The sequence below is a fragment of the Bacillus salacetis genome (assembly GCF_003581585.1).
GTDB lineage: Bacteria > Bacillota > Bacilli > Bacillales > Bacillaceae_B > Rossellomorea > Rossellomorea salacetis.
This window is the reverse complement of the sequence record NZ_QXIR01000012.1, coordinates 1-17102: the sequence shown is the minus strand read 5'-3', so window position 1 is coordinate 17102 and position 17102 is coordinate 1. Positions and strand designations below refer to the sequence as shown.

The 17102-nt window shown below is 47.2% G+C and carries 16 protein-coding genes and 1 riboswitch; all 16 genes read right to left on the bottom strand.

What is annotated here, in order from left to right; translation table 11 throughout:
• Nucleotides 1-110: 110 nt before the first annotated feature.
• A complete protein-coding gene (gene purH / locus D3H55_RS10170) occupies nucleotides 111-1646 on the bottom strand; it encodes a bifunctional phosphoribosylaminoimidazolecarboxamide formyltransferase/IMP cyclohydrolase (RefSeq protein WP_119546801.1) in 1536 nt (511 codons plus the stop codon).
• A 29-nt stretch (nucleotides 1647-1675) separates the two neighbouring features.
• Nucleotides 1676-2260, bottom strand: coding sequence for a phosphoribosylglycinamide formyltransferase (gene purN, locus D3H55_RS10165; protein WP_119546800.1), 585 nt, complete (start codon nucleotides 2258-2260; stop codon nucleotides 1676-1678).
• A 350-nt stretch (nucleotides 2261-2610) separates the two neighbouring features.
• On the bottom strand, nucleotides 2611-3657 hold the full coding sequence (purM, locus tag D3H55_RS10155; RefSeq protein ID WP_119546798.1) for a phosphoribosylformylglycinamidine cyclo-ligase: 1047 nt from the start codon (nucleotides 3655-3657) through the stop codon (nucleotides 2611-2613).
• An 11-nt stretch (nucleotides 3658-3668) separates the two neighbouring features.
• On the bottom strand, nucleotides 3669-5090 hold the full coding sequence (gene purF, locus D3H55_RS10150) for an amidophosphoribosyltransferase (RefSeq protein ID WP_119546902.1): 1422 nt from the start codon (nucleotides 5088-5090) through the stop codon (nucleotides 3669-3671).
• The gene (gene purL / locus D3H55_RS10145; protein ID WP_119546797.1) at nucleotides 5066-7297 is read right to left on the bottom strand and encodes a phosphoribosylformylglycinamidine synthase subunit PurL; all 2232 of its coding nucleotides are present in this window, start codon (nucleotides 7295-7297) and stop codon (nucleotides 5066-5068) included. Before purL ends, purF begins: the two co-directional genes overlap by 25 nt.
• A complete protein-coding gene (purQ, locus tag D3H55_RS10140) occupies nucleotides 7281-7967 on the bottom strand; it encodes a phosphoribosylformylglycinamidine synthase subunit PurQ (RefSeq protein WP_119546796.1) in 687 nt (228 codons plus the stop codon). Before purQ ends, purL begins: the two co-directional genes overlap by 17 nt.
• A complete protein-coding gene (purS, locus tag D3H55_RS10135) occupies nucleotides 7964-8218 on the bottom strand; it encodes a phosphoribosylformylglycinamidine synthase subunit PurS (RefSeq protein ID WP_119546795.1) in 255 nt (84 codons plus the stop codon). Before purS ends, purQ begins: the two co-directional genes overlap by 4 nt.
• A complete protein-coding gene (purC, locus tag D3H55_RS10130; RefSeq protein WP_119546794.1) occupies nucleotides 8206-8931 on the bottom strand; it encodes a phosphoribosylaminoimidazolesuccinocarboxamide synthase in 726 nt (241 codons plus the stop codon). The genes purS and purC overlap by 13 nt, the downstream gene beginning before the upstream one ends.
• Before the next feature lie 169 nt (nucleotides 8932-9100).
• Complete coding sequence (gene purB, locus D3H55_RS10125; protein ID WP_119546793.1) at nucleotides 9101-10396, bottom strand: adenylosuccinate lyase; 1296 nt, start codon at nucleotides 10394-10396, stop codon at nucleotides 9101-9103.
• Nucleotides 10393-11553 carry a 5-(carboxyamino)imidazole ribonucleotide synthase gene (gene purK / locus D3H55_RS10120; RefSeq protein WP_205685466.1) on the bottom strand — a complete coding sequence of 387 codons (1161 nt, stop codon included), beginning with the start codon at nucleotides 11551-11553 and terminating at the stop codon, nucleotides 10393-10395. Before purK ends, purB begins: the two co-directional genes overlap by 4 nt.
• Entirely contained in the window at nucleotides 11540-12028 is a 489-nt protein-coding gene (purE, locus tag D3H55_RS10115; protein WP_119546792.1) for a 5-(carboxyamino)imidazole ribonucleotide mutase, read from the bottom strand. Before purE ends, purK begins: the two co-directional genes overlap by 14 nt.
• 200 nt (nucleotides 12029-12228) lie before the next feature.
• Nucleotides 12229-12330: riboswitch (purine riboswitch) on the bottom strand.
• Nucleotides 12331-12407: 77 nt separating this feature from the next.
• A complete protein-coding gene (locus D3H55_RS10110; protein WP_119546791.1) occupies nucleotides 12408-12605 on the bottom strand; it encodes an NETI motif-containing protein in 198 nt (65 codons plus the stop codon).
• Entirely contained in the window at nucleotides 12598-13155 is a 558-nt protein-coding gene (locus D3H55_RS10105; protein WP_119546790.1) for a DUF2179 domain-containing protein, read from the bottom strand. The genes D3H55_RS10110 and D3H55_RS10105 overlap by 8 nt, the downstream gene beginning before the upstream one ends.
• Nucleotides 13156-13377: 222 nt before the next feature.
• Nucleotides 13378-14628 (bottom strand): ATP-binding protein, encoded by a 1251-nt coding sequence (locus D3H55_RS10100; protein WP_119546789.1) that lies wholly within the window; start codon nucleotides 14626-14628, stop codon nucleotides 13378-13380.
• Nucleotides 14625-15953, bottom strand: a complete 1329-nt coding sequence (locus D3H55_RS10095; protein WP_119546788.1) for a PAS domain-containing protein — start codon at nucleotides 15951-15953, stop codon at nucleotides 14625-14627. Before D3H55_RS10095 ends, D3H55_RS10100 begins: the two co-directional genes overlap by 4 nt.
• 250 nt (nucleotides 15954-16203) lie before the next feature.
• On the bottom strand, nucleotides 16204-16659 hold the full coding sequence (locus D3H55_RS10090) for a GNAT family N-acetyltransferase (RefSeq protein WP_119546787.1): 456 nt from the start codon (nucleotides 16657-16659) through the stop codon (nucleotides 16204-16206).
• Between the last annotated feature and the right edge of the window lie 443 nt (nucleotides 16660-17102).

The window sequence follows — 17102 nt, the reverse complement described above, 5'->3', positions numbered from 1 at the left end:
TAAAATTGAAAAATCGCTGATAAAGAGGCTATTATCGCCGATAAATTCTAAAAATCGCTGATAAACTCCCTATAATCGCCGATAAACCTCAACAAACGAACAATCATCCATCAATGTTTAAAATGACGCACTCCCGTCATCACCATTGTAATGCCATATTCATCCGCTTTCTTGATTGAATCCTCATCGCGGATGGATCCGCCCGGCTGGATGATGGCTGTGATTCCTGCTTTTGCAGCTGCTTCGACTGTGTCATCCATTGGGAAGAAGGCATCTGATGCCATGGCGGCTCCTTCTGCTTTGGCTCCCGCTTGTTCAAGGGCGATGTTGGCAGCGCCGACGCGGTTCATCTGGCCTGCACCGATACCGAGCGTCATATCTTTATCGGCTACGACAATCGCATTGGATTTTACGTGCTTGACGACTTTCCAGCCAAGCTTCATGGCTTCCCACTCGCTTTCAGTCGGCTCGCGTTTTGTCGCTACCTTCAGGTCTGCATCTTCAAGAGTGAACGTATCATCTTCCTGGACAAGGAGACCGCCTTCGATCGAAACAAGTTTGTCTTCCACTTTTTTCACTGTATCAAAAGGAACCGTCAACAGGCGGATATTCTTTTTGCCTGTCAGGATTTCCATTGCTCTGTCAGTAAATGACGGGGCAATGATGATTTCAAGGAAGATTTCATGCAGGCGCTGAGCTGTATCTTCATCAACCACCCGGTTCAAGGCAACGATTCCGCCAAAGATGGAAGTGGAATCCGCTTCGTATGCTTTTGCAAAAGCTTCTTCAATGGTTTTACCCGTCCCGACTCCGCAGGGATTCATATGCTTGACCGCTACTGATGCAGGCTCATCGAATTCTTTGATGATCTGCAGTGCCGCATTCGCGTCGTTGATGTTGTTATAAGATAATTCTTTTCCATGGAGCTGCCTTGCCTGTGCCACTGAGTACTCTGAACCAAGCGGCTGCTTGTAGAAAGCGGCTTTCTGGTGTGGATTCTCGCCGTATCTCAATGTCTGCTTCAATTCGTATGTCACTGTCATGGCTTCTGGATTTTCTTCACCAGCAAGATCTGTCATGAACTGGGATATATAAGCATCATAAGCTGCTGTATGGCGGAATACCTTAGCCGCAAGCTTCTTTCTCAGCAGTTCCGGCGCCTCGCCGTTTGCCTTGATTTCATTGATGATCATGTCGTAATCCTGGGAATCGACGACAACCGTTACATACTTATGGTTTTTAGCTGCTGCGCGGAGCATTGTCGGTCCGCCGATATCGATATTTTCAATCGCATCTTCTTCGGTAACATTCGGTTTGGCGATTGTTTGCTGAAATGGGTAGAGGTTAACACAAACGAGGTCGATCGGGAAGATTTCCTGCTCTTCCATCTGACGGCGGTGTTCTTCAACATCACGTTTCGCAAGCAGGCCGCCGTGGATTTTCGGATGAAGGGTCTTCACTCTGCCTTCCATGATTTCCGGAAAACCGGTCACTTCTTCAACTCCGGTAACGAAAATGCCGTTATCAAGAAGGATGTTCTTGGTCCCGCCGGTTGAAATGATGTCATATCCAAGCTCCTGAAGCTCGCGGGCAAATTCTACAATTCCGCTTTTATCTGATACGCTGATCAGTGCTCTTTTTTTCATAATGTATTCCTCCCTTTGTTGCAGTATCATCATTGGACTTTGTGCATCGATGTCATGAATAGATGCGTCAGCGTTTCCGGGTAAATCGTATGCTCGACATCCTGGATCTTCTGCTGAAGCGTTGTTCTGTTATCGAACGGTGAGATGCGGACGATTTCCTGAGCGATGATTGGGCCAGTATCCATGCCTTCATCAACGAAGTGGACGGTCACGCCTGTCACTTTCACACCGGCTTCGATAGCCTGGCCGATGGCATCCTTCCCGGGAAAAGAAGGCAGCAGCGAAGGGTGAATGTTCACAATTCTGCCAGGAAAATGTTCCAGCAGGACATTACCAATCAGCCTCATGTAGCCCGCCAGGACAAGGAAGTCCACTCCGCGGTTCCGAAGTTCCTCTGCAATTTCCCTTTCAAAATCCGGTTTTGACTTATATTCTTTTGGGTTAAACACAAAGGTCGCCACACCTGCCGCCTTCGCCCTTTCTATGACGAATGCATCCGGCTTGTCACAAACAAGCAGCTCCACCTTCGCCTGCAGTTTTCCGCTATGTACCGAGTCCACAATCGATTGAAAATTTGTCCCGCTTCCGGAAGCAAATACTGCGATTTTTTTCATATTTCCGTCCCCATTTCCGCCGAAGCTTTTTTTAAAAGGCTCTTTTCTTACCTATGGTTGCCAGTCTTATGAGACACTTGCGAAGACAGCCTTTTGAAAAGCCTGTTTCCATATATATTGTTGCTTTTGAAAAATCCCAAGTGCCGGATTTCCCCCTGTATTCCCAGGTTTCTCTCTCAAAAAAACGAGCAGCTACTGTCTTTCCTGCTTCCAGGGATTTTAACGGTGATTTACCAGGATATTATTTCAAATTAATATTGAATAGCAACAAAGTTTACGAAAAGAGCATTTGAAAAAGAAAGCAAAATGGGCGACGTCCCCTTTTGGTCAAAAGTGCCTTTTCACCCATTTTAATCCTCTTGCCGGTCTCCTTCAATGATTCGGACTCCATCCCCTGCAGTCACTTCTCCAATCAAATAGGCTTCTTCACCGATTTCATTAAAAAAGTTCACTGCTTCCTCCGCTTCTGAAGCATCAACAGCAATGACAAATCCGATTCCCATATTAAAGATGTTGTACATTTCCTGATGAGGGATGCTTCCCAGTTCCTCCATGATGCTGAACAACCGGGGCTGCTTCCACTTCGTTGAATCGATATCCGCTCCCAGTCCTTCCGGCAGCATCCTTGGAATGTTTTCGATGAATCCTCCGCCGGTTATATGGGACATGCCTTTGATGGAGAATTTCTTTAACGCTTCCAAAACAGGCTTCACATAAATCCTGGTCGGTGTCAGCAAAGCATCTCCAAGTGTTGATTCCAGCTGAGGCAAGTAGGTGCCCAATTCGTAGGAGTGATCTTCAAAAAATAGTTTCCTCACAAGAGAGTATCCATTACTGTGTATACCACTGGAAGCAAGGCCGACTAACCTGTTTCCTTCAGAAATTTCGTCCCCCGTAATGATTTTACTTTTTTCACAGGCACCGACAGCAAACCCGGCGATGTCATATTCATCCGCCTCGTACAGCCCGGGCATTTCCGCTGTCTCACCGCCTGTCAGTCCGGCCCCTGCCATTTCGCATCCGTCGGCGACCCCTTTGACGATGCTCTCGATTTTTTCAGGGACAGCTTTCCCGCAAGCGATATAGTCGAGGAAGTATAGGGGCTCTGCACCCTGTACGATAATATCGTTCACACACATGGCAACACAGTCGATGCCGATCGTGTCATGCTTATCAGCCATGAAGGCAAGCTTCAGTTTTGTCCCGACCCCATCCGTTCCGGACACGAGTACAGGTTCTTTCAACCCAAGCTCGGAAAGATCGAACATCCCGCCAAATCCGCCAAGCGATCCAAGCATACCTTTTCGCTTGGTGCGTTCGACGTGCTTCTTTATCCGGTTTACCGATTCATAGCCGGCATCGATATCGACACCAGCATTTTTATAAGCATTAGCCATATTCTTTCCTCCTAGCGTACTAGCTCTTTTTCATATGGATGAAGGGTGTCCGGGTAGATTTCGGTCGGGTATTTCCCTGTAAAGCAGGCAAGGCAGTGCCCCCTGTTTTCGGACTTGTCATCCCGGCCGACTGCATCCACCATTCCTTCCGGGCTTAAAAAGGTCAGTGAATCCGCTCCGATGATTTCCCTGATTTCCTCCACTGAACGGGTTCCCGCGATCAGCTCTTCATGTGTACTCGTGTCAATTCCGTAGTAACACGGATTTTTGATCGGAGGTGAACTGATGACGACGTGGACCTCTGTCGCACCTGCTTCCTTCAGCATGTTGACAATCCGTTTGCTTGTTGTACCGCGCACAATGGAATCATCAACCATGACAACCCGTTTGCCTTCCACTACCCCTCTGACCGGCGAAAGCTTCATCTTCACGCCCTGCTCCCTCAATGACTGGGAAGGCTGTATGAAGGTCCTGCCGACATAACGGTTCTTGATCAAGCCCATCTCATATGGAATCCCTGATGCTTCTGCATACCCGATGGCACTGGATATACTGGAGTCCGGCACACCTGTGACGACATCCGCTTCAATCGGTGCTTCCTTTGCCAACTGCATGCCCATCCGCTTCCTCGCGCTGTGGACATTGATGCCATGGATGTTGCTGTCAGGTCTTGAAAAATAAACATATTCCATCGTACAGACAGAGGTACCGCAGGAGATCGTGAACTTCTCGGATGTGATCCCCTCGTCATTGATGATCAGCAATTCACCAGGTTCCACATCCCTCACAAACTCAGCACCTGTTATATCAAAAGCACACGTCTCCGAAGCGACGCAATATGAATCCCCAATCCGTCCAAGCGACAGCGGCCTCAGACCGTTCGGATCAAGAGCGACCATCATTTCCGTTTCGGTCATGATGATAAAAGCATAAGCTCCTTTCAGCATCGTCAGGGCATTCTTGACGCGGTCCTTCAACGTCGGAAAACCGCTTCTCTTGATCAAATGGGCCAGGACCTCCGTATCCGAACTTGTTTGAAAAATACTGCCCTGGCTTTCAAGCTGGTGCTTAAGGGCATTGGCATTCACCAGGTTTCCGTTATGGGCAAGCGCCAGGCTGCCATTCCCTGAGTGGAAGAGAAGTGGCTGGACATTTTCATACCCGCCGCCTCCTGCCGTCGCATAACGCACATGGCCGACAGCGGCTTTCCCGGTGAGGCCGTCAATGGCCCCTTGCTGAAAAACCTCCGTAACAAGGCCTTCGCCTTTGATGCCTGTCAATTTTTCACCGTCCGATACAACGATGCCGGCGCCTTCCTGCCCCCGGTGCTGGAGGCTGTGCAGACCATAATAAGCCAATTGTGCTGCACTGCTGTTTCCCCAGATCCCGAACACACCGCACTCTTCATTTAAGCCTTTGATTTCAGCAAGCATGGGATCGCTCCTTTCCAAGCTGATTCCAGTTCTTCCACAGTTGCAAGAAGGACGACCTTCCCGTCCCCATCGACAAATTTCAGATAGCCTGACTCGTTGACTTCACCGACAAGCTGTGCATCCGTGACTGTTTGTTCAAACTGTTCCTGGAATTCTTTTTTAACAGAAACGACAAAACGGGACTGTGTCTCACTGAACAATTCAGCTGTAAAGTCTCCTTTGATCCTGACGGTAGCACCCAGTCCTCCTGCAGCGAACGCCGACTCGGCAAGCGCAACTGAAAGACCGCCTTCTGCAATATCATGGGCCGATGAAACAAAGCCTCCGCGTATGGCATCCAAAAGGCTCCCCTGCCTTTGTTGCTCGATGGAAAGATCGAGTTCCGGTGATTTGCCGAATATCTTTCCATGAAGCATTTTTTGAAGCTCGCTGCCGCCGAATTCTTCACGTGCTTCCCCGATTACATAAATCAGGTCTCCTGCAGCCTTGAACTGCTGGGTCGTGATATGGGAAAGATCCTCGACCAGTCCGACCATGCCGACAACCGGTGTCGGGTATACGGCTTTGCCTTTTGATTCATTGTAAAGTGACACATTCCCGCCAATGACCGGTGTTGAAAGTCTGCGGCACGCTTCGCTCATACCATCAACCGCTTTCTCGATCTGCCAGAAGATCTCCGGCTTCTCAGGGTTCCCAAAGTTCAGGCAGTCTGTAATGGCAAGAGGCACACCGCCCGAGCAGACGATATTCCGGGCTGCTTCAGCTACGGCAATCTTACCCCCGGTTTCAGGGTCAAGGTAGAGATAGCGCGAGTTGCAGTCTGTTGTCATTGCCAGCGCTTTCTGTGTTCCCCTGATCCGGATGACGGCAGCATCAGATCCCGGGCAGACCACTGTGTTTGTGCGGACCTGGTGGTCATATTGATCGTACACCCATTCTTTGCTCGCAATTGTCGGCTGCGACAGCAGTTTTTTCAATGTCTCTTTATAATCAAGAACCCTCGGGGTTTCAACACTCATTTCCTGGAACTCCCTATAATAAACCGGCTCCCGGGAAGGCTTGTGATAGACCGGAGCATCTTCAGCAAGTGCATCAACCGGTACATCCGCAACGACTTCACCTTTATGAAGAAGCCTCAAGGTTTGATCATCCGTCACACGGCCGATTGCCACGGCATCCAAGTCGTATTTCGAAACGATTTCTTCAATTTCGGCTTCACGCCCTTTTTCCACGACGATCAGCATTCTTTCCTGAGACTCGGAAAGCATCATTTCATATGGAGTCATATCTTGTTCCCGCTGAGGGACAAGGTCAAGATTCATTTCAATTCCTGATCCTGCTTTGCTTGCCATTTCAGCTGATGAACTCGTCAGCCCTGCAGCACCCATATCCTGGATACCGACTAAGGCATCTGATTTGATCAGTTCAAGGCATGCTTCCAAAAGAAGCTTTTCCATGAACGGATCGCCGACCTGGACAGCAGGGCGCTTCTCCTCTGATTCTTCACCAAGCTCTTCAGAAGCAAATGTAGCACCGTGAATGCCATCACGACCTGTCTTGGCACCTATATACATGACCGTGTTCCCAGTCCCCTGGGCAATGCCTTTTTGAATATCCTCATGGTTGATTAATCCGACACACATCGCATTGACAAGAGGGTTGCCTTCATATGCGGCATCGAATTGAACCTCACCGCCGACCGTCGGGATGCCTATGCAGTTTCCATAGCCCGCAATCCCTGCGACTACCTCTTCAAAAAGGTACCGAACACGAGGAGAATCCAGTTCTCCAAAGCGTAAAGAGTTGAGTAACGCGACAGGCCTTGCTCCCATCGAAAATACATCGCGTATAATTCCGCCGACACCTGTTGCCGCCCCTTGATAAGGCTCGATTGCTGATGGATGGTTATGGCTTTCAATTTTGAAAACAACCGCTTGCTGGTCTCCGATATCAACAATACCCGCTCCTTCCCCGGGCCCCTGAAGAACCCTTTCGCCAGTCACGGGGAATTTCTTCAGAACCGGTTTTGAGTTTTTGTAGCTGCAATGCTCTGACCACATAACCGAGAAAAGTCCTGTCTCGGTATAGTTAGGTGTCCGCCCAAGGATGTTCTCCACCATTGTGAACTCTTCATCCGTCAGGCCCATCTCGCGGTAGATTTTCTCAGTCTTGATTCTGGTTTCATTCGGTTCAAGCATTAACGGCATGTTGTTCCCTCCAGTGCTTTACAATTGATTGAAAAAGTTTTCGTCCATCGGCGCTTCCCAGCAGTTCATCCATCGCCCTTTCCGGGTGGGGCATCATCCCAAGGACATTTCCTGCTTTATTGGTAATTCCGGCAATATCGGAAATGCTTCCGTTCGGATTATTCCCTTCATAAGTGAAAACGATCTGATTATGATTCTTCAAATCTTCCAAAACCGCTTCATCACAGTAATAGTTTCCTTCACCGTGGGCAACCGGGATGTTTAAAATTTCGCCTTCTCCATAACCGCCAGTGAACATCGTAGTGTTGTTCTCCACTTTCAACGGGGCAGTGCGGCAGATGAATTTCAAGCCTTCGTTTCTTAGAAGAGCTCCCGGCAGAAGTCCTGCTTCCAATAGAATCTGGAATCCGTTGCATACACCAAGCACTGGCTTTCCGGCTTCCGCAGCTTTTACCACTTCAGCCATTACATTTGAGAAGCGGGCAATGGAACCGCAGCGCAGATAGTCTCCGTAAGAGAATCCGCCCGGCAGCAGGATGGCATCATAGCCTTCCAGATTATCGGCGTCATGCCAAACATACTCCACTTCTTCACCGATTTCGTCCTTGATGGCATGGTACATATCGATATCACAGTTCGATCCCGGGAATACGATCACAGCGAACTTCATTGGCCGACCAACTCCTCGATTTCATAGCGGTAATCCTCGATGACCGGATTCGCCAATAGTTTGCTGCACATTTCGTCGACGGTTTCCTCTACACTCTTGTCAGAGGGGGAGATGGTCAGTTCCATGTATTTACCGATGCGCACATCCTCCACCTGGTTATAATCCATGCTGTGAAGCGAATTTTGCACTGCCTTGCCCTGAGGGTCCAATACACTCTCTCTTAATGTGATGAATACCTTTACTTTGTACATGCTTCTTTTCCTCCCAGTCTCTCAAGAATAATAGAATATACGTCTGTCAGATTTCCCAGGTCCCTGCGGAATACATCTTTATCAAGCTTCTGGTTGGTTTCGATATCCCATAGCCTGCATGTATCAGGGGAAATTTCATCAGCGAGCATGATATTCCCCTCGCTGTCCTTACCGAATTCCAATTTAAAATCGATCAGCTTGATCCCTGCTTCTTCAAAAATCTCTGTCAAAACAGAATCGACTTTCAATCCCTGGATCTTCAAGAGCTCAACCTCTTCCCGGCTGGCAAGCTCCAGCAGTTCGATGTGGGCATCCGTCAGCAGCGGATCGCCGAGATCATCATCCTTATAATAAAACTCAACGATACTGTGCCTTAATGCTGTTCCTTCTTCCAAACCAAGTCTCTTCGCTAAACTTCCGGCCGCAACATTCCTGACCACAACCTCAAGAGGGATGATGTCCACCTTTTTCACAAGCTGCTCATGCGCTGAAATCCTCTTGATGAAATGACTCTCAATCCCCTTTTCTTTCAACCTTGAAAACAGAAGACTGCTAATCTCGTTATTCAAGACCCCTTTGCCGCCAATCTCCGCTTTTTTCTCCCCGTTAAAAGCAGTGGCTGAATCCTTGTATTCCACCCATACCTCTTCGTTGTTTTCCGTACTGTAGATCCTCTTTGCTTTCCCCTCGTATAAAAGACCCTGTTTTTCCATCCCGAGATCCCCCTTTATAAACCTGAACATTTGCACTTTACCGCTTTAAAGCACAGCGGGACTGTCCCTCTTAGCGCTTTAAAGCACTAAAACAAAATTGAATATTGGCAATCTTCAGTCTGTGTTTTATAAAAAAAGGAAGAGATCCCTCTCTTCCTTTATAAATTTCCTACTTCAATCCGCAGCGTTCGAAGATGGTATTGACGTGCTTCAGATGATGGTTGTAGTCGAAGCAGTCATCGATTTCCGCTGGCGACAGCTTCGATGTGATGGCTTCTTCCTCTTCTATCAACTGACGGAAAGGGACTTGCTTCTCCCATGCTTCCATCGCTTTTGGCTGGACCGTATCATAAGCAGCTTCACGGGCCATCCCTTTATCGATAAGGGCCAGCAGGACACGTTGAGAATAAATCAGGCCGAGTGTACGGTCCATGTTGCGTTTCATATTCTCAGGATATACTGTCAGGTTCTTCACGATATTGCTGAAGCGGTTCAGCATATAATTAAGCGCGATGGTAGCATCCGGCAAAATCACTCTCTCTGCTGAAGAGTGGGAAATATCGCGTTCATGCCAAAGCGGCACGTTCTCATAAGCTGTCAACATATAGCCGCGGATAACGCGCGCCATTCCTGTCATGTTTTCAGAGCCGATCGGATTGCGCTTGTGCGGCATGGCCGAAGACCCCTTTTGTCCTTTGGCAAAAAACTCTTCCACTTCGCGCGTTTCACTCTTTTGCAGGCCGCGGATCTCCACAGCAAACTTTTCAATTGATGTAGCGATCAAGGCGATGGTGCTCATGTAGTGTGCATGGCGGTCTCGCTGAAGCGTCTGTGTTGATACAGGAGCCGGTGACAATCCAAGCTTTTCACAAACATAGGACTCCACGAAAGGATCGATGTTAGCATAAGTACCGACAGCGCCTGAAATCTTTCCGAATTCGACGCCTGCAGCAGCTGCCTTGAAACGATCCAGGTTCCGTTTCATCTCTTCATACCAGAGGGCAAGCTTTAAGCCGAAAGTCGTCGGCTCTGCATGAACGCCATGTGTCCTGCCCATCATGACGGTATCCTTATGTTCAATCGCCTTATTTTTCAGGATTTCAATAAAGTTTTCCAAGTCCTTGATGATGATTTCATTAGCCTGGCGCAGAATGTAGGATAGCGCCGTATCTACCACGTCCGTGGAAGTCAGGCCGTAGTGGACCCATTTGCGTTCTTCCCCAAGTGTCTCGGAAACCGCTCTTGTGAACGCAACAACATCATGGCGCGTCTCTTCTTCGATTTCTTTGATGCGGTCTACATCAAAGCCGGCGTTCTCCCTTATCTTCACTGTATCTTCCTTAGGGATATCCCCCAGTTCAGCCCAGGCTTCACATGCTAAAATCTCTACCTCAAGCCATGCCTGGAAGCGGTTCTCTTCTGTCCAGATCGCTCCCATCTCCGGGCGTGTATAACGTTCAATCATGATTGTTTTCCTCCGATCATTTCTTTGCTGTTCCATATGTTTGTTTCATTCAATTCAAGCAGTGTGGCCTCAATATCATTCGTCAGCGCTGTCACATGCCCCATCTTCCGTTTGGCCTTTGCTTCATCTTTCCCATAAAGGTGGATGGACCAATTTGGCTGCAAAGGGATGTTTTGGATTACTTCATCCAGGTGTTCCCCTAAGATATTGACCATGACAGCCGGCTTGATGATCTCCGTGCTTTTCAGAGGCCAGTTACAAACGGCGCGGATATGCTGGGCAAACTGTGATGTCTCGCAGGCTTCGATTGAAAAATGGCCGGAATTGTGAGGGCGTGGCGCCAGTTCATTCACATATATATCCCCGGCTTCGGTCAGGAACATTTCAACTGCCAGGGTACCCACCATATCGAGTGTCTCTGCGACTCTTTTCGCTGTATTAACAGCCTTCTCATTGTCAGCATCGCTTATTCTCGCCGGAGCAATCGTCAGGTGGAGAATGTTTTCACTGTGGATGTTTTCCACGGCTGGAAACACACTCAATTCTCCTGAAGGATTCCGGGTCACAATGACGGACACCTCTTTTTCAAAGGACATCCATTTTTCCAACACACAAGGGCCGTCAGCAAGCAAACCTGCCGCTTTTTCAATGTCTGCCGCTTCATAGAGCACGACCTGTCCTTTTCCATCATAACCGCCGGTAGCTGTCTTCAGCACAACAGGATAGCCAAGTGCTTCCGCTTTTCCGCCGATCTCTTGTTCACTTTCGATGACTTCATATGGAGCAACCTCCACACCGCCATAAACAAGGGCTTCTTTTTCAGCAATCCGGTTTTGGGTGATGCGGATCAGTTCGGCACCCTGCGGGACATACGCGCTCTCGGCCAGGCCTTTCAGTGCTTCATAATCAATATTTTCAAACTCATATGTAATGACATCGCTTAGCTCTGCCAGTCTTTGCAGCGCTTCACGGTCTTCGTAATCCGCAATGATCACCTCATCGGCAACCTGCGCACAAGGTCCATCGGTTCCCGGATCCAGAACCGCGATTCTAAAACCCGCTTCCTTTGCAGCAAGAGCCATCATACGTCCAAGCTGTCCGCCGCCGATAATTCCGATTGTCTGTCCAGGATAAATCACTTGTTTATTCAAGTTCATCACCGCTTTCCAATACTTTTTGTCTCAGCGCTTCCCTGCTGTCATCCAGCTTTCTTGCCAATTCCCCATCTTGTGTCGAAAGGATCTGTGCTGCCAGCAGCCCGGCATTCTTCGCTCCCGCTTCCCCGATTGCCACCGTGGCAACCGGCACACCTCCAGGCATTTGGACGATGGAAAGAAGTGAATCCAATCCGTTCAATGCCCGCGATTGGACAGGTACGCCGATGACAGGAAGAGTCGTCTTGGCGGCAACCATTCCCGGAAGATGAGCTGCCCCTCCTGCTCCGGCAATAATCACCTTCAATCCTCTTTCCCTGGCACTCTCAGCATAGTCAAACATCAAGTCAGGCGTCCTGTGAGCAGAAACCACTTTATTCTCATAAGGGATGTCATACTCTTCAAGAATATCACATGCAAGCTTCATCGTTTTCCAATCAGAAGTACTTCCCATTACAACTCCTACTTTAAGCTGCATATCACTGCCTCCTGGAATCTATTTTTCCTTTAGCGCTTTAAAGCAGCCGGGACAGTCCCCTGGTGCTTTAAAGCGTTAAAGGTATCTGCATCTTGCAACAAATACAAAAGCCCGGATTAACGCTTCTCATGAGAGAAAGCAGTTAACCCGGGCCCAACAGCCGGGACCCCTCCAAAAATGGATAGACCCTGCCTGTTCTCCAGACAGCTACTTTCCCTCATAGTCCGGTCATTTACGGTAACCGGGTAGATACTTATGGGCCCTATTCCCAAGATTATATGAGGGTGTTTACTTGTTATTTTCATCATAACAACACTTCAACGCAGCTGTCAACGAAAAATCGAACAATAATAAATTTCAGAAAATTAACGTTCGTGTTTTAATCGATTTTTCTTCCTTCGAATAGAATCTTCTGTCTGACAGGCACATATTCAACCTGTCCATTCTTCTTTTCTTCATTGAATACCGGCTTCTCCAGCCTTTTCACAGGAGTGTAGCCTTCCTGCTTCATTCTATCCAGGCAGGAGGCAATACTTTCGTTTTCTTCCACTTCGAACATCTTTTTAGCTTTACTCATTGGCAGGCAGATTTTCCTTTCTGATTTTTCTTACGGTCTTCACCCAGAAGCCGCCGTGGATCGTCTTCGGTTCATAGGCAATGATGAAGGCTTTTGGATCCAGTTCCTTAATGGTCTGGTACAACTTCACTTCATTCTTGCGCGGTGTCAGGATCTGCATCGCCATCCGGTCGCCTTCCAGGCCATGGGCAGCCCAGTTCGTCACTCCATACCCGTTCGTCCTTAATTTATCAGGGAGCGACTGATCATAGTCAGCCGTGATTACATTCACCGTAATATATCCAAGGGCAAGCTTCTCCTCGATCTTCATGCCAGCAATGACACCAAGTCCATACCCTACAGCATATGCAACGAGATTTTGGATCTGGTCCAGGTTATCAAGCACAAGCCCGAGCCCCACCACGTAAATAACGACCTCAAACATGCTGACAAACGCAGCAATATACCGGTAACCCTTTAATGTAAGAATCATCCGGATGGTAAAAAAAGAAACGTACACTATATTAATGACCAGAATAATCGCGACCATGATCAAACTGTTTTCCAGCATCCAGTTTTCCTCCCATCAGATTCAGACAGCGGCTGTAAATAAACAGCTCATCCATGATTTCTACTTACTCTACTAGAATTTTCCCTTTTTGTGAACCGTTAATCCGTTATTCTTCAATTAAATAAAGCTCTTTTTTAACCTTGCTGCAAAAGGGCAGCTCTTCAGCCCTCTTGAAAGTTGAGCTAACAGCCAAAAAAAATAAGAGAATGGTTTCCCATTCCCTTAATGCTTCTTCTCTCCTACCGGCAAGGTGACCTCGACCAATGTGCCTTTGCCCACAACACTTTTGATGACAAGATTCCCGTTATGTTCATGGACGATCTTTTTACAGAGCAGGAGGCCGAACCCAGTCCCCTTCTCTTTAATAGAATAAAAAGGCTCTCCCAGAAACTTCAGTCGTTCGGGGGGGATCCCTGTTCCTTCATCTTTAATACTGACAACAATATACTTATCTTCCCGCATCATTGATATATCTATATTTCCGCCAGCAGGCATCGCTTCCATACTATTCCTGAGGATGTTAAGGAAAAGCTGTGTCACCTGCTCCTTTACTCCATGCAAGATCTGGTCCGAGGGGTGATAAAGGTTGATCTTCGTCCCTCTCTCGATAAGCTGCTCCTTCATATGTTCAATCAAGGGCAGGATGATATCATCGATAATACATATTTTTTCTCTTTGGAGGGACTGCGGTTCTGCCAGAGTCAAAAATTCACTTGTTACCGCATTGATGCTTTCCAGCTCCCTTGACACAATATCAAGGTAATTGAAGTCGACCTCTTTCTGATCCTTCATAAACTTGATGAACCCCAGGCTGCTTGTCAACGGATTCTTGATTTCATGAGCGACCCCGGCTGCGAGCTTACCAGCCAAGGCAAGCTTTTCCTTCTCTTTCATGAATTTATCAAGCTGTACTTTTGCAGTGATATCATGAAAGGTTGTGATCACCTTTTCAAGTGAGTCTTCCTCGTCTTCAAAAACGTTCCGGGTATTTACCAGGACCCACCTCACTTCCTTTGACCGGGGATGATAAAAGCCCATGACAAAGTTTTTGATCTCCTGCTGGGTCCTGATTGCTTTCCTCCAGGGGTGTTCCCTTAAATGGAGACTTTCCCCATTCTCATCAACCAGCTGCCAATCATGATCTTTAAGGTGAATCTCCCTGATTTCATCCTTATCCACCCCAATAATTTCAGCAGCGTTCGGGTTTGCGTATAGGATCCTTCCTCTTACATCCTGTACAGTGATTCCACATGCAATGGCATCATAATATCTCTCCCGCTGCCTGTTCAGTAAAATCCTGTCTGTAATATCGTACATCGTAATCAACGCGCCCTCTTCAAAACCCAGCGGCAAAATCTTAACCTCAAAGTACTTCTTGACTCCCTTAACAATCAAAAGTACTTCTGCGGAGCCGGATTTCAACAGTTCAGCCAATTCAATCGGTACCAGCCCCTCTTTTAAAGAAGAAATCAAATCGAACAGTTCTTGCCATGCAAACCGACTAAACCGGATTGTTCATGCCCAAGCAGCCGCACCAGGGATTGGTTCACAAATGTAACCCTCATATCCTTGCATAAGCCAATGATGATTTCATCGGTGGAACTCAACACATTCTCCATCTGGCGGTTCACTTTCACCAGATTGCTCTCTGCCTGCTTCTGCAAGCTTACATCCCTTATAACAAGATGTATGAAATTCATTTTCCCGACCATGTTCGTTATTCCCTTTATTTCCACAGTAACCCTGCTGGAATCTGGCCTGATGACCTCAAGGTCGATGATATGGTGGGAGTAGTTCCCCACGTTCCTCAGCCCCTTGAAATAGCTGACAGCCTTTTCTCTATCAAAACGGTGAATCCTTGAAAACAATGAGATTTTATTTGCAGTTTCACCTGGATATCCTAATATCTTCTGGGCCTCTTTATTAAGATAGATCATATTTTCTTCCTCAAATACCACGATGCCATCCGGATTATCCTCCACCAGGCTCCTGTATTTTTGAGTGCTCACAAGCAAAGTCTTCTCGTAATCCTTCCTCTGTGAAATATCAATTCCAGTACCTATGATATATCCCTTATCAAAATCATCCTCGTTCAGATAGGAAACAGACCACTGAATAAAAAGACTTTCCCCCCTTATTGAGACCCAGCAGCTTTCATAGGTTTGATCAGGCATCAAACCGCACTGGCAGTTATTCAAAAAAGTCTTCTTTTGCTCGTCACCCAAAAGCAGATCCCAGATTGCCATTCCCTGAAGTTCGTCCGAAGAGTAACCTGTCTTGTCTTCACAATACTTATTGATACTGATGATATGCCCGCTTCTATCCATGATGATGATATGGGACTGAACACCATTCAGCAGCTCCAACGTTCTATTTTTATCAGCAAGCCACTCATCCTGCAATTCCTTTTTCATCTCAATGTTCTTGATTGCACTCAAAACGTAATAGAATCCATTCCACTCCAGCAACGAGGATTTTAATTCAACGACTGCTGTTTCATCATTTTTCGTGGTAAGCTCCATTTCAAGCGAGCCCTGCTTATTCTTTATTAGCTGATCTTTAATGAAATTAAAAAGCTTGCAGCTTATATTCGAAAATAACACCCGCTCCGGATCCATTGTAAGCAGTTCTTCTTTATCATATCCGAGCAGCTCACAAGCTGCCGGATTGGCATCAACCAGTGAACAGGAATTGAAATGATTATCAAACCGGGAAATCAACACGGCTTCATCCATATGGTCATAGAAGGCAGAAAGTAGAATAGAAATCTCGTTACTTGCTGCGACCGGGGTCTTCATGCCTCCCACCCTTTCTATTTACTAAACAGTTATTTTGATAATAGAGCACGCGGTAAAAGAAAAGTCTTTGACGGAGTGATGTAAGGGGCGTCAGCAGATAAATCAGGGGTTTCCATCTTGCACTGAAAGACTACTATTTCGAACTCTGAATTATACGATAAAGTTATGATAAAAAGACAGAAAAGTCAATCATATTTTTCCGCTTTCGCACTTCTTCTCCGATTATTTACAGCCGGAGCCTGCATTCATCCTATAATTTCAATGTCATGAACCTGCTGTTACTATCTTCTATATAATCAGAAAATGGACCGCAGTACTGAAATCCAAAGCCTTCATATAGTTTCCTAGCAGGCTCAAAAGCCCCCATTGACCCCGTTTCCAAGCTTAGCCTCGTATAGCCCCGCCTCTTTGCCTCTTCAATAATATGCTGAAGCATTCTCTTAGAAACACCTTTCCTCAGATGGCGGGACGCCGTTTTCATGGATTTAATCTCACCATGCCGCAAATCCAGTTCCTTAAGAGCGCCGCAGCCGACCAACTCTTCATCTATCCAGGCACTCCAAAAGGTAATCTCCGGCTTCCTCAATCCATCCAGATTCAAAGCATGCCTGCTCTCCTCGGGAGAATGCATAGCCATACCCTGAAGGTGATCCATAATCAGTTCCTCTACTTCATGTCTTGTTAAATCATCTATTCTAATCTCCATTAATTTTTCTCCTTCAAAAAAGAAACAGTATAAACAATTCATATTCGAGAAAACAATGGATTTTCCTCTATATTTTTTCAAATATGTGGAATTTACTTTAATTCAGTAAAAAATTTCAAGTCGATGGTTGCACTCTTTAATTGCCTGGCGGGGTTCGTCAATGGCAATCCCCAACTACCATCGGCACTGAAGGCTCGGACGGCGATGAGCGGCGAATCTCTTCGTCCGCTTCGCTCGTTCACATCCTCATGGGCAGAGCCCACTCCGGTGCTCTCTCCCTCTCGTCCTTGACCTTCTTGCTCCTCCCCATCCTCGCTGTGCTTCCGAAAAGGCTTAGAGAACTAAACAATCTATATAAGTATTTTTTTCTACACTACAAGAAAAGAGCACCCCTTGGGTACTCTTTTGGTTGCCTGGCGACGTCCTACTCTCACAGGGGGAGC

What these genes read in the sequence shown, in the direction of transcription:
- purH (WP_119546801.1), bottom strand. Translation starts at nt 1,646, where the DNA reads ATGAAAAAAAGAGCACTGATCAGCGTATCAGATAAAAGCGGAATTGTA.
- purN (WP_119546800.1), bottom strand. Translation starts at nt 2,260, where the DNA reads ATGAAAAAAATCGCAGTATTTGCTTCCGGAAGCGGGACAAATTTTCAA.
- purM (WP_119546798.1), bottom strand. Translation starts at nt 3,657, where the DNA reads ATGGCTAATGCTTATAAAAATGCTGGTGTCGATATCGATGCCGGCTAT.
- purF (WP_119546902.1), bottom strand. Translation starts at nt 5,090, where the DNA reads ATGCTTGCTGAAATCAAAGGCTTAAATGAAGAGTGCGGTGTGTTCGGG.
- purL (WP_119546797.1), bottom strand. Translation starts at nt 7,297, where the DNA reads ATGCCGTTAATGCTTGAACCGAATGAAACCAGAATCAAGACTGAGAAA.
- purQ (WP_119546796.1), bottom strand. Translation starts at nt 7,967, where the DNA reads ATGAAGTTCGCTGTGATCGTATTCCCGGGATCGAACTGTGATATCGAT.
- purS (WP_119546795.1), bottom strand. Translation starts at nt 8,218, where the DNA reads ATGTACAAAGTAAAGGTATTCATCACATTAAGAGAGAGTGTATTGGAC.
- purC (WP_119546794.1), bottom strand. Translation starts at nt 8,931, where the DNA reads ATGGAAAAACAGGGTCTTTTATACGAGGGGAAAGCAAAGAGGATCTAC.
- purB (WP_119546793.1), bottom strand. Translation starts at nt 10,396, where the DNA reads ATGATTGAACGTTATACACGCCCGGAGATGGGAGCGATCTGGACAGAA.
- purK (WP_205685466.1), bottom strand. Translation starts at nt 11,553, where the DNA reads ATGAACTTGAATAAACAAGTGATTTATCCTGGACAGACAATCGGAATT.
- purE (WP_119546792.1), bottom strand. Translation starts at nt 12,028, where the DNA reads ATGCAGCTTAAAGTAGGAGTTGTAATGGGAAGTACTTCTGATTGGAAA.
- D3H55_RS10110 (WP_119546791.1), bottom strand. Translation starts at nt 12,605, where the DNA reads ATGAGTAAAGCTAAAAAGATGTTCGAAGTGGAAGAAAACGAAAGTATT.
- D3H55_RS10105 (WP_119546790.1), bottom strand. Translation starts at nt 13,155, where the DNA reads ATGCTGGAAAACAGTTTGATCATGGTCGCGATTATTCTGGTCATTAAT.
- D3H55_RS10095 (WP_119546788.1), bottom strand. Translation starts at nt 15,953, where the DNA reads ATGAAGACCCCGGTCGCAGCAAGTAACGAGATTTCTATTCTACTTTCT.
- D3H55_RS10090 (WP_119546787.1), bottom strand. Translation starts at nt 16,659, where the DNA reads ATGGAGATTAGAATAGATGATTTAACAAGACATGAAGTAGAGGAACTG.